Annotated in this window: 19 protein-coding genes and 1 tRNA gene; 19 read left to right on the forward strand and 1 reads right to left on the reverse strand. The window is 34.3% G+C overall.

Annotated features, from left to right (window positions below; genetic code table 11):
- Positions 1-37 precede the first annotated feature (37 nt).
- The 4 genes from AMQ68_RS15705 to AMQ68_RS15720 are packed head-to-tail and all read left to right on the forward strand — an operon-like array spanning position 38 to position 6752.
- Positions 38-1282: a TolC family protein gene (locus AMQ68_RS15705; protein ID WP_082384122.1), complete on the forward strand. Its 1245-nt coding sequence runs from the start codon at positions 38-40 to the stop codon at positions 1280-1282.
- A 2-nt stretch (positions 1283-1284) separates the two neighbouring features.
- Positions 1285-2370: an efflux RND transporter periplasmic adaptor subunit gene (locus AMQ68_RS15710; protein WP_054511568.1), complete on the forward strand. Its 1086-nt coding sequence runs from the start codon at positions 1285-1287 to the stop codon at positions 2368-2370.
- A gap of 11 nt (positions 2371-2381) precedes the next feature.
- The gene (locus AMQ68_RS15715) at positions 2382-3644 is read left to right on the forward strand and encodes a carbohydrate porin (RefSeq protein WP_071254883.1); all 1263 of its coding nucleotides are present in this window, start codon (positions 2382-2384) and stop codon (positions 3642-3644) included.
- A 9-nt stretch (positions 3645-3653) separates the two neighbouring features.
- Complete coding sequence (locus AMQ68_RS15720) at positions 3654-6752, forward strand: efflux RND transporter permease subunit (protein ID WP_054511570.1); 3099 nt, start codon at positions 3654-3656, stop codon at positions 6750-6752.
- 92 nt (positions 6753-6844) lie between these two features.
- On the opposite strand, the gene AMQ68_RS15725 is transcribed toward AMQ68_RS15720, so the two are convergent.
- Complete coding sequence (locus AMQ68_RS15725; protein WP_054511571.1) at positions 6845-8347, reverse strand: DUF4394 domain-containing protein; 1503 nt, start codon at positions 8345-8347, stop codon at positions 6845-6847.
- A gap of 332 nt (positions 8348-8679) precedes the next feature.
- Between AMQ68_RS15725 and tuf the strand changes: the two genes are divergently transcribed.
- The 15 genes from tuf to AMQ68_RS15795 all read left to right on the forward strand — a co-directional run bounded on the left by tuf (position 8680) and on the right by AMQ68_RS15795 (position 21067).
- Complete coding sequence (gene tuf, locus AMQ68_RS15730; protein ID WP_054511572.1) at positions 8680-9891, forward strand: elongation factor Tu; 1212 nt, start codon at positions 8680-8682, stop codon at positions 9889-9891.
- Positions 9892-9945: 54 nt separating this feature from the next.
- Positions 9946-10016: transfer RNA gene (locus AMQ68_RS15735), tRNA-Trp, on the forward strand.
- A 12-nt stretch (positions 10017-10028) separates the two neighbouring features.
- Positions 10029-10235 carry a preprotein translocase subunit SecE gene (gene secE / locus AMQ68_RS15740; protein ID WP_054511573.1) on the forward strand — a complete coding sequence of 69 codons (207 nt, stop codon included), beginning with the start codon at positions 10029-10031 and terminating at the stop codon, positions 10233-10235.
- 18 nt (positions 10236-10253) lie between these two features.
- Positions 10254-10796, forward strand: coding sequence for a transcription termination/antitermination protein NusG (gene nusG / locus AMQ68_RS15745; RefSeq protein ID WP_054511574.1), 543 nt, complete (start codon positions 10254-10256; stop codon positions 10794-10796).
- A 382-nt stretch (positions 10797-11178) separates the two neighbouring features.
- Entirely contained in the window at positions 11179-12039 is an 861-nt protein-coding gene (locus tag AMQ68_RS15750) for a hypothetical protein (protein ID WP_054511575.1), read from the forward strand.
- Between the two features lie 404 nt (positions 12040-12443).
- A complete protein-coding gene (locus AMQ68_RS15755; protein ID WP_054511576.1) occupies positions 12444-13061 on the forward strand; it encodes a hypothetical protein in 618 nt (205 codons plus the stop codon).
- 10 nt (positions 13062-13071) lie between these two features.
- Positions 13072-13719 (forward strand): hypothetical protein, encoded by a 648-nt coding sequence (locus AMQ68_RS15760; RefSeq protein WP_054511577.1) that lies wholly within the window; start codon positions 13072-13074, stop codon positions 13717-13719.
- A gap of 9 nt (positions 13720-13728) precedes the next feature.
- Positions 13729-14397, forward strand: a complete 669-nt coding sequence (locus AMQ68_RS15765; protein ID WP_054511578.1) for a hypothetical protein — start codon at positions 13729-13731, stop codon at positions 14395-14397.
- A 494-nt stretch (positions 14398-14891) separates the two neighbouring features.
- Positions 14892-15338 (forward strand): 50S ribosomal protein L11, encoded by a 447-nt coding sequence (gene rplK, locus AMQ68_RS15770; protein WP_034679146.1) that lies wholly within the window; start codon positions 14892-14894, stop codon positions 15336-15338.
- Between the two features lie 11 nt (positions 15339-15349).
- The gene (rplA, locus tag AMQ68_RS15775) at positions 15350-16042 is read left to right on the forward strand and encodes a 50S ribosomal protein L1 (RefSeq protein ID WP_054511579.1); all 693 of its coding nucleotides are present in this window, start codon (positions 15350-15352) and stop codon (positions 16040-16042) included.
- A gap of 17 nt (positions 16043-16059) precedes the next feature.
- Positions 16060-16632 (forward strand): 50S ribosomal protein L10, encoded by a 573-nt coding sequence (gene rplJ, locus AMQ68_RS15780; protein ID WP_054511580.1) that lies wholly within the window; start codon positions 16060-16062, stop codon positions 16630-16632.
- Between the two features lie 46 nt (positions 16633-16678).
- Positions 16679-17044, forward strand: a complete 366-nt coding sequence (gene rplL / locus AMQ68_RS15785) for a 50S ribosomal protein L7/L12 (protein WP_054511581.1) — start codon at positions 16679-16681, stop codon at positions 17042-17044.
- A 334-nt stretch (positions 17045-17378) separates the two neighbouring features.
- On the forward strand, positions 17379-17675 hold the full coding sequence (locus tag AMQ68_RS25115; protein WP_123905720.1) for a recombinase family protein: 297 nt from the start codon (positions 17379-17381) through the stop codon (positions 17673-17675).
- Positions 17676-17719: 44 nt separating this feature from the next.
- Positions 17720-17926, forward strand: a complete 207-nt coding sequence (locus AMQ68_RS25120) for a transposase (protein ID WP_123905721.1) — start codon at positions 17720-17722, stop codon at positions 17924-17926.
- Between the two features lie 12 nt (positions 17927-17938).
- Positions 17939-21067 (forward strand): metallophosphoesterase, encoded by a 3129-nt coding sequence (locus tag AMQ68_RS15795; protein ID WP_054511582.1) that lies wholly within the window; start codon positions 17939-17941, stop codon positions 21065-21067.
- Positions 21068-21135 lie beyond the last annotated feature (68 nt).

Below are 21135 nucleotides of genomic sequence, written 5' to 3' on the forward strand. Positions count from 1 at the left end.
CGCTGGTACTTTGTGTAATATAATTAAAATTGAAAGAATGAACAAAATTGCAGGACTGTTCGTTGTCATATCCTCACTCATGACAGCACAACAGCAGCAAATGTCTCTTCTGGATTGCGAAAATGCTTTCCAGACGAACAATCTCCAGCTGCTCGCCGAACAATACAGTATCAATATGGCTGATGCAGATATTTTGCAGGCCAAAATCTGGGAATTACCACAACTTAGCGGACAAATCAACGCCTATAATCCCGAAGGAAGAAAAGTATTTGATATTGGAAGCGCCAAAGGAGCACAGGTAACCCAGTTGATCTATATGGGGGGAAAGAAGAAAAACGAAATTGCTTTTGCAAAATCGAATAAAGAACTTGCCCAACTTCAATTTTCTCAACTTCTCGTGGAGCTTAGAACTCAACTTCATACCACCTATTACAATCTTTACTACGAAAAATTAAAGTTGGAAAATACAAATAAGCAGCTGGGATATATGAATGATTTGCTGAGTGCTTATAAAGTGCAGTCGGCCAAAGGAAATGTATCGCTAAAGGATGAGGTGAGGCTCCAAAGTATCGTAATACAGTTGAATAATGACAAGATAGGAATCAATAAAGATATTCTTGAATTCGAACAGAATCTAAAAGTTTTAACGGGAATTACAGATGATATCGAGCCACAGCTTTCTGAGTCTGAAGCTAAAGATATATTGGCTGCCCAACCTTTTGGACAGGAAGAAGAGCTGAAAAAGAAAGCGCTTGAAAATAATGCAGATTATTTATATAATATAAAATTAATAGACAATAGTAAGTTGTACGCCCAATGGCAGAAATCATTAAATGTTCCTGACTTGAATGTTGGAGCAGGATGGGACCAGAATGGGGGAACGTTTAAAAATGAGGTTAATTTATTGGTGGGAATTCCAATTCCTTTATGGAAAAGCAATCAGGGAAATGTAGAGAAAGCCAATTATGCGATTAAGCAAAACCAGAAAAATGCAGATTATCAGAAATTAAATCTTGAGACTAAAGTTCAGTCGGCATATAAAACCTGGAAAGGACAATATGATCAGTTAGCAGAAATCAAAACAACTGATCTTAGTAATCTGGAGCTTGTTTATAACGGAATGCTGAAAAACTTCAGAAACGGAAACGTAAGTCTTATAGAGTTCACAGATTTCATGGAAAGCTACAGACAAACGGCTCTTCAGATCTATGATATGAAAAATGAGATCATACAGTCGGCAGAACAATTGAATCAATTAGTACAAACTAAAATCTTCTATTAAAAATGAAAAAATATATAATCCCTGTATTTGTGGCCCTGTTCCTATTATCTTGTTCTAAAAAAGAAGAAGAGAAAGCACCACAAGCCAAAAAAGGTTTTGAACTGAGTAACACGATGCTGAAATCTATTTCTTTAGCAAAAGTGGAGAAAAAATACATAGAAGATATCTATAGTTTTTACGGTAAAATATCTGCTGACAAAAACAGCTACATTGATGTTTTTCCTTTGGTAGGAGGAAACGTAATGAGCGTAAATGTTGAGTTGGGAGATTATGTGAGAAAAGGACAGGTCTTAGCCACCATACGAAGTACAGAGTTGGCAGAAGTACAGAAAGATGTAAGTGATGCAAAGACCGATTTGGTAGTAGCTCAGAATAATCTGCGTGTTGCCAAAGAAATGTACGAGGGAAAACTAACAACGGAGAGAGAAGTGCTGGAAGCAAAAAGTCAGCTTCAGAAAGCACAGGATCAAATGCAGAGATCCAATGCAGTAAGTACCGTATATAATGTTAAGAAAGGAAATATTTATAGCGTAACGGCGCCTATTAACGGATATATTGTTCAGAAAAGCATCAATAAAGATATGCAGCTGAGAAGCGACAGAAGTGACAATATTTTCGATGTGGCCAATACTTCCAACGTTTGGGCGATCATGAACGTTAATGAATCGGATATTGATAAAATTAATCTTGGAATGAGAGCACAGGTTTCTACCCTATCGTATCCGGATAAAGTGTTTGATGGGAAGATTGATAAAATATTCAAGATTATAGATCCTCAAACCAATACCATGCAGGCTAGAGTGGTCTTAGATAATGCCAATGGATTATTAATTCCTGAGAGTAAAGCCACCATAAAAGTGTCAAGCTCTGAAAATAATATGGCATTGACGGTTCCGTCTAAAGCTGTGATTTTTGATGATAACAGAAGTTTTGTTGTGATCTATAAATCAAGAGCAGATTTAAAAGTACAAGAAGTGAAAGTATTGAAGCAGGTGGGTGATGTTACATACATTTCTGATGGCCTGTTTGAGGGTGAACAAGTCATTACCAACAATCAATTGTTGATTTATCGTTCGCTAAACAACTAATTATGGGAAGCATGAAAAAAATATTAGCATTCGGCTCAGCTTTTTCATCAGCTTTTTCATATTTGTTGGCACAAGAGAAGCCCGAGGACAGCTTGAAGAATAAGCTGAATGTGGGATTTCAGGCAACCGTTATCACTCAATATCATCCTAAATTTTCTGCAGATTATTCAGGAGATAATAGTCTACAGCCTAATGATGAATCGGCAACGTCTTTAACGTCTACCTTATATATTAATTATCATTTTAATAAAAATACCCAAATCATCTTTAATCCTGAAGTAGCAGGCGGAAAAGGACTAAGCGGAGCAACAGGAGTTGCAGGATTTCCGAATGGTGAAGTTTTCAGAGTGGGAGAGCCAACTCCTAAAGTTTATATTGCCAGATTAGCTTTAGAAAAAAGCTTTGATTTGAAGAATGATAATAAGCTGAGATTTGTTGTCGGAAAATATTGCTTAGCAGATTACTTTGATAATAATCCTATCGCGCATGATCCAAGATCGCAGTTTATGAATTGGTCTTTGATGAATACGGGCGCCTGGGATTATCCAGCCAATGTTAGAGGCTATACCATAGGACTATTGGCCGAATATGCATTGAAGAACAATTGGACAGTAAGAGCAAATTATGCCTTGGAACCGACCACCGCAAATGGAGCAGATCTAAGTTATAAAATGGGAAAAGATTTTGGGCTGACGTTTGAGCTTCAAAAAGATTTTTACAAAGATGGCGATCTGTTCACAAGAGTGATGCTGCTTGGTTATAGAAACCAGGCTCCAATGGCCCCTTACAGATTAGCGATACAGGAGAATGTAGATCTTTCTGAAATAAGAGGGGTGAGAAATACAAAATATGGTGTTTCACTTAACCTTTATCAAAAGCTTTCAAAAAATATTTCAGGCTTTGTAAGAACCTCTTGGAATGATGGTAAAAATGAAACTTGGGCTTTTACTGAAATTGATAATAGTTTGAGTGCAGGGATTAATTTAAATGGTAAACTTTGGCGCAGGCCGGATGATACTATTGGAATTGCTATTGTTACCAACGGAATTTCAAAAGACCATCAACATTATCTTAAAGATGGACACTATGGATTTATCATTGGAGATGGAAACCTTACTTATGGAAGAGAGACTGCCTTGGAAGCCTATTATAATGTTTGTTTTATGAAATATTATAATCTTTCTGCAGACTACCAATTTGTAAATAATCCGGCGTATAATCAATCAAGAGGACCTGTTAGTTTTTTTAGTCTTCGTTTTCACATTCAGATTTAGTATATAGTTATGAATAAATTTATTAAAAATATAATTGCTTTTTCACTTAAAAATAAAGCATTTACCTTTATTTGGGTTGCTATTTTGGCAATTGCGGGATTTATAAGTTTCAAAAACATGCCTATTGAAGCTTTCCCCGATGTTACCAATACCCAAATTGTAATCATCACCCAATGGAATGGACGAAGTGCCGAGGAGGTAGAACGATTTGTCACAACCCCCATAGAATTGGCGATGAGCCCGGTTCAGAAGAAAACAAGTGTAAGAAGTACCACGATGTTTGGTCTTTCTATTGTTAAAATTCTGTTTGATGATGGGGTGGATGATACTTTTGCCAGAAATCAGGTCAATAACCAATTAAGAACAATCAACCTTCCTGATGATGTAGATCCTGAAGTGCAACCACCCTACGGGCCAACCGGAGAAATTTTCCGATATACGCTGGAGAGTAAAACAAAAGATTCCAGAGAATTATTAACCTTACAAAACTGGGTGGTAGACCGCGCGCTGAGAGGAGTGCCCGGAGTTGCCGATATCAATGTTTTTGGAGGTCAGGATAAAGTTTTTGAATTAAGTATCGATCCAAGAGCATTGGATAAATATAACCTAACACCGTCTCAGGTATTAGATGCAGTTACCCGAAGTAACTTAAATGTTGGAGGAGATGTTATTGAGAAAAACGGACAAGCCTATGTGGTAAGAGGAATTGGATTGGTGAAATCCATTACTGATATTGGAAATATTACCATTCAAAATGACAGTGGAAACCCTGTTTTAGTTAAAAATGTAGCTGAGGTTCATGAAAGTTCAATGCCTAGAGTAGGGCAGGCAGGATTGAATAATCAGGAAGATACCGTAGAAGGAATTGTGGTAATGAGGAAAGGAGAAAACCCTCGTGATGTCTTGGTGGGAGTGAAAGCTAAAATTAAAGAGCTTAATGAAAAGATCCTTCCGAAAGATGTCAAGATGGTGACTTTCTACGACCGTGATAACTTAATGGATTTTACCACTCATACCGTAATGCATAACCTTATTGAAGGAATTGTATTGGTAACGGTTATCGTTTTAATCTTCATGGCAGACTGGCGAACGACATTAATTGTTTCCATCATCATTCCATTATCCCTGTTATTTGCATTTTTATGTCTAAAACTGGCGGGAATGAGTGCCAACTTACTGTCGCTGGGAGCGGTTGATTTTGGAATTATCATTGATGGTGCCGTCGTCATGGTGGAAGGGATTTTTGTAATGCTCGACCACAAAGCGAAAAAATACGGACCTGAAAAGTTTAATAAATTAGCGAAAGCCGGATGGATCAAACAAACCGGAACCGGATTAGGAAAAGCCATTTTCTTTTCAAAATTAATTATCATCACCTCACTATTACCTATTTTCTCATTCCAGAAAGTGGAAGGTAAAATGTTCTCTCCTTTAGCCTTTACGTTAGGGTTTGCATTAATGGGTGCGTTGATCTTTACCTTGACCTTGGTTCCTGTTCTTTCTCATATTCTATTAAATAAAAACGTTAGAGAAAAGAACAATCCTTTCGTTAATTTCTGGGACAGAATTGTTTTAAAAGGTTTCAGCTTTACATTTAAGCATAAAAGAATGAGTTTAATTGTTGCCATTTCATTCTTGGCGGTGACTTTATTCTCAGGGAAATTTTTAGGAACAGAATTTTTACCGCAGTTAAATGAAGGTTCATTGTGGATCACTGCAGAAATGCCGATGAGTTCATCATTAAAAGAATCTTTGAAAACAGCTGATCTTTTGAAGAAAGACATTATGAGCTTCCCTGAAGTGACAGATGTTTTGGCACAGACAGGTAGAAGTAATGATGGAACTGATCCTAACGGATTTGGTTTTGTACAGTTTGCTGTCAACTTAAAACCTAAAGAAGAATGGAAACGAAATATCAGTTATGAACAATTGATTGAAGGAATCGACAAAAAGTTGAGAAACTACCAGGGGATTACCTTTAATTATTCTCAACCTATTTCAGACAACGTTGCAGAAGCAGTAGCAGGTTTTAAAGCTGAAAATGGAATTAAAATTTACGGAGATAATTTGCAGACATTAGATCGATTAGCTGATGAGGTTTTAAAGCAAATTAAAGATGTTGATGGGGTTAAAGATCCCGGAATTATTAAGAATATCGGTCAGCCCGAAGTAAGTGTGGTGTTGGATAGAGATAAAATGGCAGCGTATGGAGTAATGCCAGCAGATGCACAAGCCGTGTTGGAAATGGCATTTGGAGGGAAAACAGCTTCTGAAATGTTTGATGGAGAAAGAAAATTCCCAATCAGACTTCGTTATTCTCAGGAATACAGAAAAGACGAAAATGACATTGCTGCATTGATGGTTCCTACACAGGATGGAGCAAAAATTCCTTTAAAAGAGATCAGTACTATTGTTAAAGATAATGGAGCTGCATTTATTTATAGAGACGATATCAAACGTTATATCGGGGTGAAATTCTCGATTCGTGACCGAGATTTAGGAAGTACCATCGCAGATGCTCAGAAAAAAGTAGCAAATGTTGAGCTTCCGGACGGATATTCTGTAGGTTGGACAGGTCAATTTGAAAATCAACAAAGAGCTTCACACAGATTGGCGCAAGTGGTTCCTGTAAGTATTGTGATGATTTTCTTCCTGTTGTTTATCCTTTTTGGAAACATGAAAGATTCTCTTTTGGTATTGGCCAACGTACCTTTTGCATTGATCGGAGGAATTATTGCATTACACGTTACGAGAATGAATTTCGGAATATCAGCGGGCGTTGGGATGATTGCGCTTTTAGGAATCTGTATTCAGAACGGAGTAATTCTAATCACAGAGTTCCATCAGAACGTCAAGGAAGGGCTGAGTTTGGATAACGCCATATTTAATGGGGTAAAATCCAGAACAAGACCCGTGGTGATGACTGCTTTAATGGCTTCGATAGGATTGATGCCTGCTGCATTGTCTACAGGAATTGGTTCAGAATCTCAAAAGCCTCTAGCCATCGTAATTATTGGTGGATTGATTACGGCGACGGTATTAACCTTATTGATCTTCCCGATTATTTTCTGGATATTCAACAGAACAAAAAAATCAGAACAGATCTAAGATCTAATTATTCTTTCATTTATATATAGTAAGAGAAGCGCGGAAAACATTGTTTTCCGCGCTTTTTAGTATCGAAATAATTAATATGAATGTTAAAATCCTAGTCCTACAGCAAATGCTTTTACAGCATTGGGGTAATCAGAAACTGAAGTAGCAGCTCCTGTGGTGGTATTCACCGAATAAATTTTTGTAGTTGAACCTACAGAAGCCATTAAATACGCTTTCTGACTCATGCTTCCGATATCAAAACCATTCGCACTCGTAATATTGATTCCTAAAGCTCCTGTTTCAACTAAAGTTCCATTGTTAGGAGGGTTTTGCTGATATAATTTATCAGTATTATGATCAATAACAAATAGGGTAGTGGCAGTGGTTCCTGCAAAATTATTAGTATAAGCAGCTGCACTTATCATAGCTCCTACAGGATTAATAGCTGTATCTACTGCAGTAATTCCTCCGGTAACAGGATCTAAACGAAGATTTTGTCCTGTGTTGCTCACTACTCGTATTTTGTCAACGGATGGATTAAAATCAAATCCAAAGTCTGTCCCTGAAAGTAAAGTGGGAAAAGGTGAAGTTCCTACGGCTGTAGCAGCACCTGTTCCTAAATTAATAGTGTAGATTCTGCTTGAACTTCCTAATGCGTATAATTGTCCATTTAAAGGGCGGAAATCAATTCCCAATATATTTTCTCCACTTTGTAAACCAGCTACTGTTTTTGAAATAGGCATTGGGCTGTTGGGGTTAAATATTTGAAGATTATTAGAATTGTCAATAGCATATGCTACTGCTTCTGTAGGAATCGCTAAGTCAATAATTGGTTGTTGAAGAGCGCCAATATTGGTTGCTTTACCATTATTTAAATCTACAACGTGTAAATTGTTATTTAAAGCTAATAAAGCTACGCTGTTGTCATGTTTAATATCAAAAGCGGCTTGTCCTGTAAAGGTAGTTCCCAAACTTCCCACTTCTACTAATGTTCCGTTGTTGGGAGGGTCTTGTTTAAATAATTTCCCTGAAGTTACATCAATATCATATAAGATCGTGGAAGAAGCACCCGCTTTACTGTTGGTGTAGGCAACTCCAGTGATAGAAGGAGATCCTGTACCGTTAATAGTAGTATCTGTTGCGGCAATAGCTCCTGTTTCCGGGTGTAAACGTAAATTTTGTCCGGTATTACTCACCAAACGAATACGGTCTACCGTAGGATTAAAGTCTATGGATGCAATCGTTCCTGAAATGGCTGGTGAAAATGCGGTGGAGCTTACCACTCTTGCAGAAGAATTTGTCGTATTGATAATGTATAATTTACTTGCGCTAGATAAGGCATACAATTCGCCTGTCGCAGGTCTGAAATCTATACTTAATAGTTTTTCTCCTGAAGTAATTCCGGTCACAGCAGTCTTGGAAGAAAAAGTTTTAGGGTTATTTGAATTGAAGGCAACGAGTTCATTCATGCCTGTTATTCCGTATACCATAACGTCCGGTCCCTTTACAGTTTCTTCCGGAATCATCATATTATCATTGGAATCATCACATGAAAATAAATTGGTAATGGTAAAAAGAATGATACAAATGTGTAATAGTTTTTTCATAATATTAATTTTTATAGGTTTCTATTATTTACGAGAAAGTATTTAATATGGTTTTTTTGCGATAAATATTTTAACGTTATGATTTTTTAACGTACTATAAAATATTCATAATAAGCGAGATAGTTTAGAATTTTAAGAAAACGCGGATTAGGATTTTTTCAATCGAGAAATTTGTGTAAATTTGCAGTCTCAATACATAGAAATATAGGGTTGGTAATTCTTTGGATTTGAATATTTAAATTTTTTTTCAATAAAAAGGTTTTGATATTTAAAAATTCATTATATTTGCACACCGAAAATTTGAATAAACAATAAATAAATAATTTTACATCATGGCAAAGGAAACGTTTAATCGTAACAAACCACACTTGAACATTGGTACTATTGGTCACGTTGACCATGGTAAAACTACACTTACTGCAGCAATTTCTGCTGTACTAGCGAGCAAAGGTCTTGCTGAGAAGAAAGATTTCTCTGCTATTGACTCTGCTCCTGAAGAAAAAGAAAGAGGTATCACAATTAATACTGCTCACATTGAGTACGAAACTGTAAATAGACATTACGCTCACGTTGACTGTCCAGGTCACGCGGATTACGTAAAGAACATGGTAACTGGTGCTGCTCAGATGGATGGTGCAATTGTAGTATGTGCTGCAACTGACGGACCTATGCCTCAGACAAGAGAACACATCTTACTTTGTCGTCAGGTAAACGTACCTAGAATCGTTGTTTTCATGAACAAAGTTGACATGGTGGATGATCCAGAATTGTTAGAGCTTGTTGAAATGGAACTTAGAGACTTATTGTCTACTTATGACTTTGACGGAGATAACTCTCCAGTTATTCAAGGTTCTGCATTAGGTGCACTTACTGCTGCTACTGCAACTCCTGTTAACTCAGAAGATAAGTGGTTCAAAAGTGTTGAAGAATTAATGGATGCTGTAGACGTATGGATCGAGCAACCTCCAAGAGATACTGATAAGCCATTCTTGATGCCAATTGAAGACGTATTCTCTATTACAGGTAGAGGTACTGTTGCAACTGGTAGAATCGAAGCTGGTATTATCAATACAGGTGATCCTGTTGATATCATCGGTATGGGTGAAGAAAAATTAACTTCTACTATTACAGGAGTTGAAATGTTCAGAAAAATCCTTGATAGAGGTGAAGCTGGAGATAACGTAGGTCTATTGTTGAGAGGTATTGAAAAAACTGACATCAAGAGAGGTATGGTTATCGCTAAGAAAGATTCAGTGAAGCCACACAAGAAATTCAAAGCTTCAGTTTATATCCTTTCTAAAGAAGAAGGTGGACGTCACACTCCATTCCACAACAAATATCGTCCTCAGTTCTATGTAAGAACTACTGACGTTACAGGAGAGATCTTCTTACCAGAAGGTGTTGAAATGGTAATGCCTGGAGATAACTTAGAAATCACTGTAGAATTGTTACAACCAATCGCTCTTAACGTAGGTCTTAGATTTGCGATCAGAGAAGGAGGTAGAACAGTTGGTTCAGGTCAGGTTACTGAAATCTTAGACTAATCATCTTAAAATAAATAAAGCTTCCGAAAGGAAACTCTCGGAAGCTTTTTATCTACGGGCATCGTCCAATGGTAGGATACCGGTCTCCAAAACCGTTGATCAGGGTTCGAATCCTTGTGCCCGTGCAAATATAAATTATGAGTTCATTTATCGATTTTTTAAAAGGTTCTTATATCGAATTCAGACATAAAGTTGAATGGCCAAAATGGTCTGACTTGCAGTCTTCTACGATCGTAGTAACTATTGCAACAGTAATCTTGGCATTATTTACCTTTGGAGTTGACGAGTTGTTTTCTAAAGCAATAAGCAACATAATTGGAATGCTAATTAACGTGTTCAACTAAAAAAAGTATTTTCCCACAATGAGCGAATTGAAATGGTATGTGCTGAAAGCAATCAGCGGACAGGAAAATAAAGTAAAAAACTATATTGAGACAGAAATCAAGCGTTTAGGGTTTGAACAGTATGTAACTCAAGTGGTTATTCCTATGGAAAAGGTTATTCAAATTAGAAACGGAAAAAAAGTTCCTAAAGAGAAACCTTACTATCCTGGGTACTTAATGGTTGAAGCTGATCTAATGGGGGAAATCCCTCATGCTATTAAAAACATTCCAGGTGTTATCTCTTTCTTAAGTTTAACGAAAGGTGGAGATCCTGTTCCAATGAGAAAATCTGAGGTAAACAGAATGTTGGGAAGAATGGATGAGCTTTCAGAATTTGCTAGCGATGTTGAAATTCCATTTATAGTTGGTGAGAACGTTAAAGTAGTTGACGGACCTTTCAACGGATTCAACGGAACAGTAGAAAAAATTCTTGAAGACAAAAAGAAAATTGAAGTTTCTGTATTGATCTTCGGTAGAAAAACTCCAATGGAGCTTAGCTATATGCAAGTAGAAAAAGTATAATTACTTTTTTATATATAAATTAAAATACCACCAATCGGTGGTATTTTTTTGTTTATAGGAGAATATTTTTAGGCCTGTTTTTAAATATCATGGAATTCGTTTAGAGAATATTATTAATATTTATCTTTCTTTTGTGATTTATTGTTAGGCTACTTGAAATTTCTGTACAGTTTTTAATATTCCAATATTTTTCCATTCTTTTTTCTTTTTTTCACTTAAGTGAGACTTTATAATTGATTTAATTTCCTTGAACTGTGATTTATACAATTAAAATTAAGATAATTATTAATTGTATATTTCTAGATTAAGTGATTTTAATGATAATTACTTTGATTAAGTTTTTAGCCTTTATAATTTTGAATTTAACTTAAAACATAAAGTGATGAAAAAAAATGTATCATTTATTTTGCTGTGCATAATAAATCTTTATTTTGCACAAATTGGGATATATACGCCCAATCCTAGAGGTATCTTCCATATAGATGGAGGTAAAGATAATCCTGCTACAGGAATGCCCACACCTACTCAACAATCTAATGATTTTATTGTGAGAGCATCTACAGAAGTAGGGCAGGGTACAATCTCTGTCGGTATAGGAACAAATGTTCCGGCAGAACGTTTTGATGTTGCTAACGGAAATGTCAGAATAAGAGAAATAGCTAATAATGTTGGCGGTGGATCAGATAAGCTTATTGTTGCAGATGCGAATGGCACATTGAAAGTTGCTGGGGGAGACACATTTTCAAACTCAAATTCCGGCAATAGAATACTGAATGCTTCAGATGGCGCTACCATTACAGCGGATAATGATTGGAATGATAATGAATTTACGATACTAAAGCTGAATGAACAATATGATCCTCTTAACGGATATAATCCTTCCACCGGAGAATTTATTGTTCCAAGAGATGGACTTTATTATATGTATGGAGCTTGTGGTTTTACTACACCATCAGCAGGATCAGGTATATTCGATGGGACATCTGGAGATGCATTCACAGCACTTGTTGTGGACGGATCGCGGGTAGCAACAGGCCATAATGTAATCCACAGAGGTACAAAAAATCCTGGAACCAGTGCGAATCTTTACTTTCTGGTTACCAATGCAACGATATGGTTGAAGGCGGGGCAGAAAATAACCGTTCAGTTTTTGACCTATGGTACATCCAATATGGTGGGTTCTTTAGGAGATTTACAAATAGATAAGGTCTCTTCAAGATTTATTATTAACAAGATTTTTTAATAATATTTGTGTTTTCTAAATTTGGTGTTACCTTCTTACATTTTCTGTAGGAAGGTTTTTTTTATTTATTGATAATAAGATGGATTTTAACTATTTCTAATCATTAGTAAATGATTTTGATTAAGTTATTCGCAATATAAGTATGTTTATTTGTTTTTAATTTGTTAATTAGTTAGTTGTTGTCTATTTATAGTCATTTTATAGAGCTGTTTTTTAGGTTATTTTCATCTGGCATAATTTTTGTTAACTTGTACGTAATTAATCCACAAAACTTTAAGGTTTATTAAATATTATACTATGCATAGCAATGGTATTAGAATTTTTTACACTTATCTGAGCTATAAGCAGCTTTTAAGGTTTATAAAGGATTAATGATTTTTTAAAGAAAAACAACACATCGATCAATGACTAAAATTATTTCGGCAGCGCTTGTGATAAGCGCGGCATTTATGAATGCGCAGGTTGGTATAAATACCAGTAAACCTGAAAAAGAACTATCCGTAAACGGTACGATGAAAACCTCGGGAATGGTTTTCAAAAGTCCTATGGAAAAACTGGGATCTGATGAGAATTACACATTCGTGATTAAGTCTCCGGCTCCTGAAAACAAAATTACGGCTTACAATGATACTTTTGTGCCCAATTCTCCGGCACCGATCAATCTTATTCAGTTTAAAATAACGTGTGATCCTAGTGATAAAGACTGGGTTAATCAGTTTGATACCAAGATCAATTCAAAGAAATTTCTTGTCGTGATCTCATCATTTGGATTTACGCAGCCCGTAAGAACGTATTCTGCAGATTGGCTAACGCCGGTTCCACAGATTTTTGCCTATTCTGCGGGAGATACATGGAAACTTAAAGCAGATTATCAAGGTTTTGCACCCGACAGCTCTTTGCCTACAGGAGTATGGACGCTTAACTTATTGGTTTTTGACCGAGCGTATGCCAAAGAAGTAAATAAAACACAAGATTTGGGATCATCTACAACGGGGTCGGCTGCAGCTCCTTTAATTCAATAAAAAATATACAATGAAAAAAAATATTACATTATTTATTACCATATGCGGGTTTTTCGCAGCGCAAGCTCAAGTTGGAATCAATACTGCAAATCCTCAGGGAACTTTAGATGTGGTAGGAGAAACATTGGTGGAATCTTATCTGATTGACACCGTAAACTCACCGGCAAAAGGAAATTATTTTTTACTTACCCGTTCTAAAGATACTAATCCTGTAGGGAAAATTAAAATGTTGGATATTTCGCTTCGTAAAGTAGCACCCGTAAATGTCTATACGATCGTTCTGAAAAATGTTAAACAGGATGAAGTAGTAAGCCTGAATACAGGTCTTGATGTTAATAAATATGTGGTTGCGATTACGGGTGCTGTGTTTAGCGATGCTGTTTCTGCTGCTAATACATCTACCACGCCTAAATCTTACGGAGCATATTCTACCGAAGTGACGCAAGCGGCGAGCGGAGGGAATAAATATCATGCTCTTAATTTAAGTTTTAAAGGAGCGAGCACGGTTTCTTCTACCAATGGAACATGGACTCTTACTCTTAATGTATTTGAAAAATCATTGGTAAAGGATTGGGGAACTTTCACCGGATCTGTATCTTCATCCGCTTCGCCAGGATATTCGGGAGTATCAACTAACACGCCTTTAGGGCTTCAATAATCATCAGTCATGAAAAGAAACACATATATAATAATAGCAATGTTTTTAGGATTGCTTTTGAATGCACAATCGGGTAGAGTAGGTATTAAAACAACAAATCCTAAAGAAACGCTTGATGTAAATGGAACTACCTATACAAACTCTTTATATCTTAGAAACCCTGGCGAACCTACAATGACAGGAGGAAGCTTTATGGCTACTTCTGAGAATGCGCTTCAGGTGTATGATCCTAACTTGGAAAGCAGTGGTTTATTCAATTACCTTAAATTATCATTGACGGGAGTTTCTGGTACAGGAATTACGGATTATGATACTAAGATTGATGCCAATAATTTTCTTGTGGTAGTTCATAATTATGCTTTCAAAATGAATGATGGATCTACCAATGTTGCTCTTGATTATGGAGATAACGGAACCAATGATAACAGACAGGGTTCTCCGGATGTAGTTGCCTTTAAAAGTAACGGAACATGGCATATCAGATCAAGATTTACCAATAGCAGGTTTATTGCTCTTACATCAGCTAATCCTGCGAGAGTTTATAATAATTTTACGGTAGATCTTTATTTAATGGCCTATAAAAGATTGATCACGAAACAAAATATCAATGAAAGTACGACTGATCTTGGAGGAACGAATGGTTCAGCTAAAACAATTAGCAAGCCTTCAGGATTTTAAATAAAGATTCAGACTCACTTATATGAAACCAGATTGCCTTAAAGACAGTCTGGTTTTTTTATTTCATCTATCTTTTAATTAAATATCAAGTTGACATACTTTGCTAATTAATATAAAAATGGTGAGTGAAAAAGTTCGTTGTAGGAAATGAGTAAGGGAGAATATTCCTTTTTATAGGCAACCCTTCGAAGGTTTTGATGAGAAGTCTGTATTTAATAAGGTTTTTAAACGAATATAAAGCAGTATACGGATTGAATAGTTGGAAAAAAATAATGAAAATGAAACCTTTAATAACGAATAATTTGGCGGAAAATAAAATGTGTAAATATTTTTTTTCCAAAACTTTCTAAAAATCAAGCGTATCCGTTTGCTATTTCAAAAATATTTCATAATTTTGCAGTCCTAAAAGTAGGTTTACTTTATGTGAGTGCGGTAACCTGCTGAATAATAAATGCTTCCAAACTCATTAATTATTCAAAATAAAAATAAGAAAAATGGCTAAAAAAGTCTTTAAAATGGTAAAACTTCAGGTGAAAGGTGGCGCTGCCAACCCTTCTCCACCAGTAGGTCCAGCATTGGGTTCTGCAGGTGTGAACATCATGGAGTTTTGTAAGCAATTTAACGGAAGAACTCAAGATAAGCCAGGACAAGTTTTACCTGTAGTAATTACAGTATACGAAGACAAATCTTTTGAATTCGTAATTAAAACTCCTCCTGCAGCAATCCAGTTAATGGATGCGGCTAAAATCAAGGGTGGTTCTGGAGAACCTAACAGAAATAAAGTAGGTGCTGTATCTTGGGCTCAGGTTCAAAAAATCGCTGAAGATAAAATGACTGACCTTAACTGCTTTACAATGGATTCTGCAGTTTCTATGGTTGCAGGTACTGCTAGATCTATGGGATTAAGAGTAACAGGAACTAAACCAACTTTTAACGCTTAAAACTATTAGACATGGCAAAATTAACTAAAAAGCAAAAGGAAGCTTTAAGCAAAGTAGAAAAAGGAAGAATCTATAACCTTGAAGAAGGTTCAGCTCTTGTAAAAGAAGTGAACACTGCAAAGTTTGATGCTTCTGTAGATATCGCTGTAAGATTGGGTGTAGATCCAAGAAAAGCAAACCAAATGGTAAGAGGTGTTGTATCTCTTCCTCACGGAACTGGTAAAGATGTTAAAGTATTAGCTCTTGTTACTCCAGATAAAGAAGCTGAAGCTAAAGCGGCGGGTGCTGATTATGTGGGTCTTGACGAGTACTTACAAAAAATAAAAGATGGTTGGACAGATGTTGACGTTATCGTTACTATGCCAGCTGTTATGGGTAAACTAGGACCTTTGGGTAGAGTATTAGGACCAAGAGGTTTGATGCCTAACCCTAAATCAGGAACTGTAACAATGGAAATTGGTAAAGCAGTAACTGAAGTGAAAGCAGGTAAAATTGATTTCAAAGTAGATAAGTATGGTATTATCCATGCAGGTATCGGTAAAGTATCTTTTGATGCTGATAAGATCAGAGAAAATGCTCAAGAATTAATCTCGACATTGATCAAAATGAAACCTACTGCTGCTAAAGGAATTTATGTAAAAAGCATCTATTTGTCTTCTACAATGAGTCCGGGTATTGCAATTGATACTAAATCTGTTAACTAATATAAATCCTTAAGACAATGACAAAAGACCAAAAAGTTGTAGCAATACAAGAGATCAAAGACTTGCTTCAGGATGCAAAAGTAGTATACGTAGCAGATCTAGACGGATTGAATGCTGCTAAATCTTCTGAATTCAGAAGACAAGCTTTCAAACAAAATATCAAAATAAAAGTGGTGAAAAATACACTTTTACAAAAAGCAATGGAACAAATTGAAGGAGTAGATTACTCTGAAATGTTCCAAACTTTTAAAGGAAACACTGCATTAATGGTTTCTGAGACTGCAAACGGTCCAGCGAAATTAATCCAAGGTTTCAGAAAGAAAGAAGATAAACCAGCTTTAAAGTCTGCTTACCTTCAAGAAACTTTCTATGTTGGAGACGAAAACTTAACTGCACTTGCTAACATCAAGTCTAGAGAAGAAATGATCGGAGAAATCATCGGATTACTTCAATCTCCAATTCAAAGAGTTGTTTCTGCTCTTCAAAACAAATCTGAAGCTGTAGAAGCTACAACTGAAGAAGTTGCTGCTCCTGCTGTAGAAGAAACTCCTGCTGCAGAAAGCACGGAAGAAACTCCAAGTGCTGAATAATTAGACTCAAAAAATTAAATAAATAATCAACAAAAACATTACAACAATGTCAGATTTAAAAAATTTAGCTGAAACGCTAGTAAACTTAACAGTAAAAGACGTAAATGAATTAGCTACTATCCTTAAGGATGAGTACGGAATTGAGCCAGCTGCTGCTGCTGTAGTAGTTGCTGCAGGTGGTGGAGAAGCTGCTGAAGAAAAAACAGAATTCGACGTAATTCTTAAAGCTGCAGGTGCATCTAAATTAGCTATCGTTAAATTGGTAAAAGATTTAACTGGTGCTGGTCTTAAAGAAGCTAAAGATATCGTAGACGGAGCTCCTTCTGCTATCAAAACTGGTATCTCTAAGGACGAAGCTGAAGCGCTTAAGAAGCAATTAGAAGAAGCTGGTGCTGAAGTAGAATTGAAATAATTCAATTTACGCTAGAAATAGGAAGCCCGAGCATTTGCTCGGGCTTTTTTTTTGTGTTTATTTTTTATAAGTTATGGCTCATTTAAATTCTATAAAATAGCTTTGTTGATATTAGCTTGCTTGTGAGCCCTATGAATGGAAATGTTTTATTAGCATAATGGATGTAGAAACTTGATTAGAATTGATAGTCATAATTTTGATTTTAGAAAACGGTCGGTTTTGTGCACAAGTCTTGATTTTAATAATCAAGACTTTTTTATTCTATTCTAACTACATTTTCGTTGTACTAAAATTCAAATTACATTATATTTGTTTTAAATGAGTAAAATGTACTATGTTAATTGGATATGCAAGATTAAGCAAGTTTGAGCAAAATTTAGATTTACAAACTGATGCTTTAAAAAATATTGGAATTGAAAAAATTTACGTTGACAAAGCTAGTGGTGTTAAATCTGAAAAGCCACAGCTCAACCAACTAATAAATTTTATAAGAAAAGGAGATACTTTAACTGTTTGGAGATTAGACAGAATTGGTAGGACTACAGTTGGTTTAATTCAGTTTGTTAGAGAGGAATACATTTTAAATCTATTTCAGAGAACATCGATACTGGTTCTATTAGTGGAAAATTAATTTTCCAAATATTTTGTGTTTAAGCCGAACATGAAAGGAATGTTTTGATAGAAAGGACAAATGCAGGATTAAAGGCGGCAAGAGAAAGAGGTAAAAATAGAGGAAGTCCAAAAGAAATGACCGAAAAGTATTTGAAAATAGCTCCATTAGTAAAAGCGTCCTACGAAAGTAAGAATCTTCCTGTTGAGGAAATTATGAAAGCTTTTAATATTGGTAGTAAAACAACATTTTATAAAATAATTAAATCTTAATAACAATCAAATATGATTAGAATTTTACATCTGACAGATCTTCATTTAAATAATAAAACATTAAAAGACTGGAATGACTTTTTAAAGGAACCATTCTTTAAAAAGTTAGAGGAAATAAAACAAGAGAAAAAAATTGATTTAGTTCTTTTCACTGGGGATATGATTGACCAAGCAGGAAAAGACTTCGGTTCCGTTCAGGCAGGTTTACAAGCATTTAATGAAAATATTATAGCACCAATTATAGAAGCTTTAGATTTAGATATATCAAGATTCATAATTTGTCCAGGAAATCATGATATTAACAGAAATGCAGACAAAGATTTTCAGGAAGAAGGATTAAAAGTTCATTTAAAATCGATTGAAAATATTAATTCATTTATAAATTCTAGTGCGAATGATTATGATGGAATCCAAAGAATAAAAGAATACAAAAAATTTGAAAATGACTTGTATCATCAAGTATCAGACAAATTACATTCAAAATTCAAGTTTTCTATTAAATTGGATATTGATGGTAAGTCAGTAGGAATATCTTCCATTAATTCTTCTTGGAGGTGCTATGGAGATAATGATTACAAAAATCTTCTTGTTGGAGAAATTCAACTTAACGACAATTACCTTTTTGTAAAAAATTGTGATGTAAAAATAGCATTGATGCATCATCAATTAGACTGGCTTGCAGAAATAGAATCTAAAACTATTAAAAGTCATTTATCTAGTAATTATGATTTAATTTTTAGTGGACATGTACATGAAACCGAAGTTGAACATGTGAAAAATCTTAATGGTACTAGTTTTAGAATAGTTTCACCATCAGGTCTAAACAATATAAGACAAAAAGATATAGACTACATAAATGGTTTCAGTATTATTGATTATGGAGAAAAAATTAAATGTCACTTTCTCAAATACAATAAAAATCAAAAAATATTTGTGGATAATACGGATGCCTCTGATAAAGGTATTATAGAGTTTAATTTAGATTCATTACCTGCTGTAGTTAATACAAAAAAGATCTCACATTTATTAGATGATGAATTTTTAGAATTCTTAAACGATAGTGGCGCAAATTTCACACATAGAGGTAAAACACTTACTCTCAATGATATATATGTTGCTCCATTTATGGAACAATTTAATCTAATTGAAGAACAAGAAAGAGGAACATCAGTTAAATCCGAAGATATTTTAAAAAGAATCGTAAGTAAAGAAACTAAACATGTAGTTATTTTAGGAGAAGAAAATAGTGGTAAAACATCATTCTGTAAACAAATATATAAAGGTTCTATTATTGAAGACAAAACGATTAGCATTTTTATAAAAGGTCGCGATATTCAAAAAGTTACAACTAATGATATTGAAAGTTTAATAAAAAAAGAATTTAGAAAACAGTTTAAAGAAACTTTTGATCTTAGTAAGTATGATCTTTTAATAATTATTGATGATCTTAATAATTGCCGTTTGCCCCAAAAAAGTATAAAAACCTTTGTAAATAATTTGCATCAATTAGAAATTCGAACCGTAATAACATGGGATGAGTTTTTTACTTTTAGCGAACTTTTAGAATCTAAGGTTACAACTGTCGAAATATATGAAATTTTAAAATTTGGAGGACGTAAACGTCTTGAATTAATTAGGAAATGGGTTGATTTGATGGAAGATGAATTTGATAATGATCAATCAAAAGAATTTCAAATTAAAGAGCTTTCAAAAATTGTTAATTCTGTAATTGGTAAGAATTTAATACCGTCATTACCCGTATATATATTAACAATTTTGCAAGCTAATGAATTAAATAATACAACAAATTTTGAACAAAGTACTTTTGGCCATTATTATGACGTATTAATTAAATCTGCATTAGGCAAAATTATTAAAGCTAATGCTGAAATAGAAAAATACTACTCCTATTTAAGTGAATTTTCATTTTGGCTTTTTGATAATAAGACAATCGAAATTGATGAAGATGATTTTATGAAGTTTCATAAATTTTTCGCAGATAAGTATAGAGTACAAGTCAGTTTTAGAGAATCTCTTAATATTTTAGAGACATCAAATCTAATACAGAAGAGTTTGGATCTCTATAAGTTTAAATATAAATACATTTATTTTTATTTTATTGGAAAATATTTTTCTGATAATATTGAAAATAGTAAAGTTCAAAATATTGTAACAGATTTATCGAATAAACTATATCAAACGGAAACAGCAAACATATATATATTTCTGTCTCATCATAGTAAATCTAGGTTTATAATAAATCAAATCATTGAAAGAGCTAAAGAATTGTTTGCTAAAGAATTAATTATAGGTTTTAATACTGATATAAAAAAAATAAACGAATCAATTCATGAAACTGCTAAAAAGATGGACTTTGTTGTAGATAAAAGCTCTGAATATCACAATCATGATGCTCAAAATGAAGAATTAAATATTAAAGAAAGTATTTTAGAACAAGATCAAAAAAATGAACAAATTGATAGTATTTCGCAAGTTAATAAAGCCTTTAAAACTATCGAGATACTAGGATATATTATAAAAAATAGATATGCCTCTCTCACTGGAGTTGATAAAATAGAATTGGTCGAAGAATTATATACATTAGGGTTACGGTCATTGTCATTTATATTTAATACATTTCTTGATGGAGAGGAATATATTAAAAATGAAATTATAGATTTAATAAAAAAAGATCCTAATTCTGCTTTGACCACAAGAGAAAGAGAAGAATTAGCAAAACAATTTATGTTTAATCTTCTTTACATGGTATCTTATTCAATTTTTAAGCGAATTTCTTCTTCTATCAGTTCGAAAGATTTAGAAATGACATTTGGTGATGTAAAGAAAAAATTATCAGAATCCTCTCAATCAGGTGAAAAAAATAATGCAATTTCATTAATTGATATGGCTGTAGTTTTTGAGTATAGCAAATCATTTCCTACAAAGCGTGTGGATGATTTAGCAAAGGATTTTAAAGGAAATCACTTAGCTTTTAATATTCTTAGAAGATTAGGTGTTAATTTTATGAGAATGATTCCAATGAAGGAAAAAGAGCAACAGAGTGCTAGTGAAATTTTGAATATATCAGTTAACAGACAGAGATTCATCGTGGGAACTTCGTCAATAAAAAAAATGAAGTGATAACATATCATAAACAATAACAATGTTTTCAAAAGTTTCATTCTAGTCTAAACCATTTTTATATATAT

The sequence above is a fragment of the Chryseobacterium sp. ERMR1:04 genome (genome assembly GCF_001297705.1).
GTDB lineage: Bacteria > Bacteroidota > Bacteroidia > Flavobacteriales > Weeksellaceae > Chryseobacterium.

Bases quoted from the DNA above. Each gene is read 5' to 3' on its own strand.
- rplA (WP_054511579.1), top strand. From the start codon at position 15,350: ATGGCAAAATTAACTAAAAAGCAAAAGGAAGCTTTAAGCAAAGTAGAA.
- AMQ68_RS15710 (WP_054511568.1), top strand. From the start codon at position 1,285: ATGAAAAAATATATAATCCCTGTATTTGTGGCCCTGTTCCTATTATCT.
- AMQ68_RS15705 (WP_082384122.1), top strand. From the start codon at position 38: ATGAACAAAATTGCAGGACTGTTCGTTGTCATATCCTCACTCATGACA.
- tuf (WP_054511572.1), top strand. From the start codon at position 8,680: ATGGCAAAGGAAACGTTTAATCGTAACAAACCACACTTGAACATTGGT.
- AMQ68_RS15725 (WP_054511571.1), bottom strand. From the start codon at position 8,347: ATGAAAAAACTATTACACATTTGTATCATTCTTTTTACCATTACCAAT.
- secE (WP_054511573.1), top strand. From the start codon at position 10,029: ATGAGTTCATTTATCGATTTTTTAAAAGGTTCTTATATCGAATTCAGA.
- AMQ68_RS15760 (WP_054511577.1), top strand. From the start codon at position 13,072: ATGAAAAAAAATATTACATTATTTATTACCATATGCGGGTTTTTCGCA.
- AMQ68_RS15715 (WP_071254883.1), top strand. From the start codon at position 2,382: ATGAAAAAAATATTAGCATTCGGCTCAGCTTTTTCATCAGCTTTTTCA.
- AMQ68_RS25115 (WP_123905720.1), top strand. From the start codon at position 17,379: ATGTTAATTGGATATGCAAGATTAAGCAAGTTTGAGCAAAATTTAGAT.
- rplK (WP_034679146.1), top strand. From the start codon at position 14,892: ATGGCTAAAAAAGTCTTTAAAATGGTAAAACTTCAGGTGAAAGGTGGC.
- AMQ68_RS15765 (WP_054511578.1), top strand. From the start codon at position 13,729: ATGAAAAGAAACACATATATAATAATAGCAATGTTTTTAGGATTGCTT.
- rplJ (WP_054511580.1), top strand. From the start codon at position 16,060: ATGACAAAAGACCAAAAAGTTGTAGCAATACAAGAGATCAAAGACTTG.
- AMQ68_RS15795 (WP_054511582.1), top strand. From the start codon at position 17,939: ATGATTAGAATTTTACATCTGACAGATCTTCATTTAAATAATAAAACA.
- AMQ68_RS15720 (WP_054511570.1), top strand. From the start codon at position 3,654: ATGAATAAATTTATTAAAAATATAATTGCTTTTTCACTTAAAAATAAA.
- nusG (WP_054511574.1), top strand. From the start codon at position 10,254: ATGAGCGAATTGAAATGGTATGTGCTGAAAGCAATCAGCGGACAGGAA.
- rplL (WP_054511581.1), top strand. From the start codon at position 16,679: ATGTCAGATTTAAAAAATTTAGCTGAAACGCTAGTAAACTTAACAGTA.
- AMQ68_RS15750 (WP_054511575.1), top strand. From the start codon at position 11,179: ATGAAAAAAAATGTATCATTTATTTTGCTGTGCATAATAAATCTTTAT.
- AMQ68_RS15755 (WP_054511576.1), top strand. From the start codon at position 12,444: ATGACTAAAATTATTTCGGCAGCGCTTGTGATAAGCGCGGCATTTATG.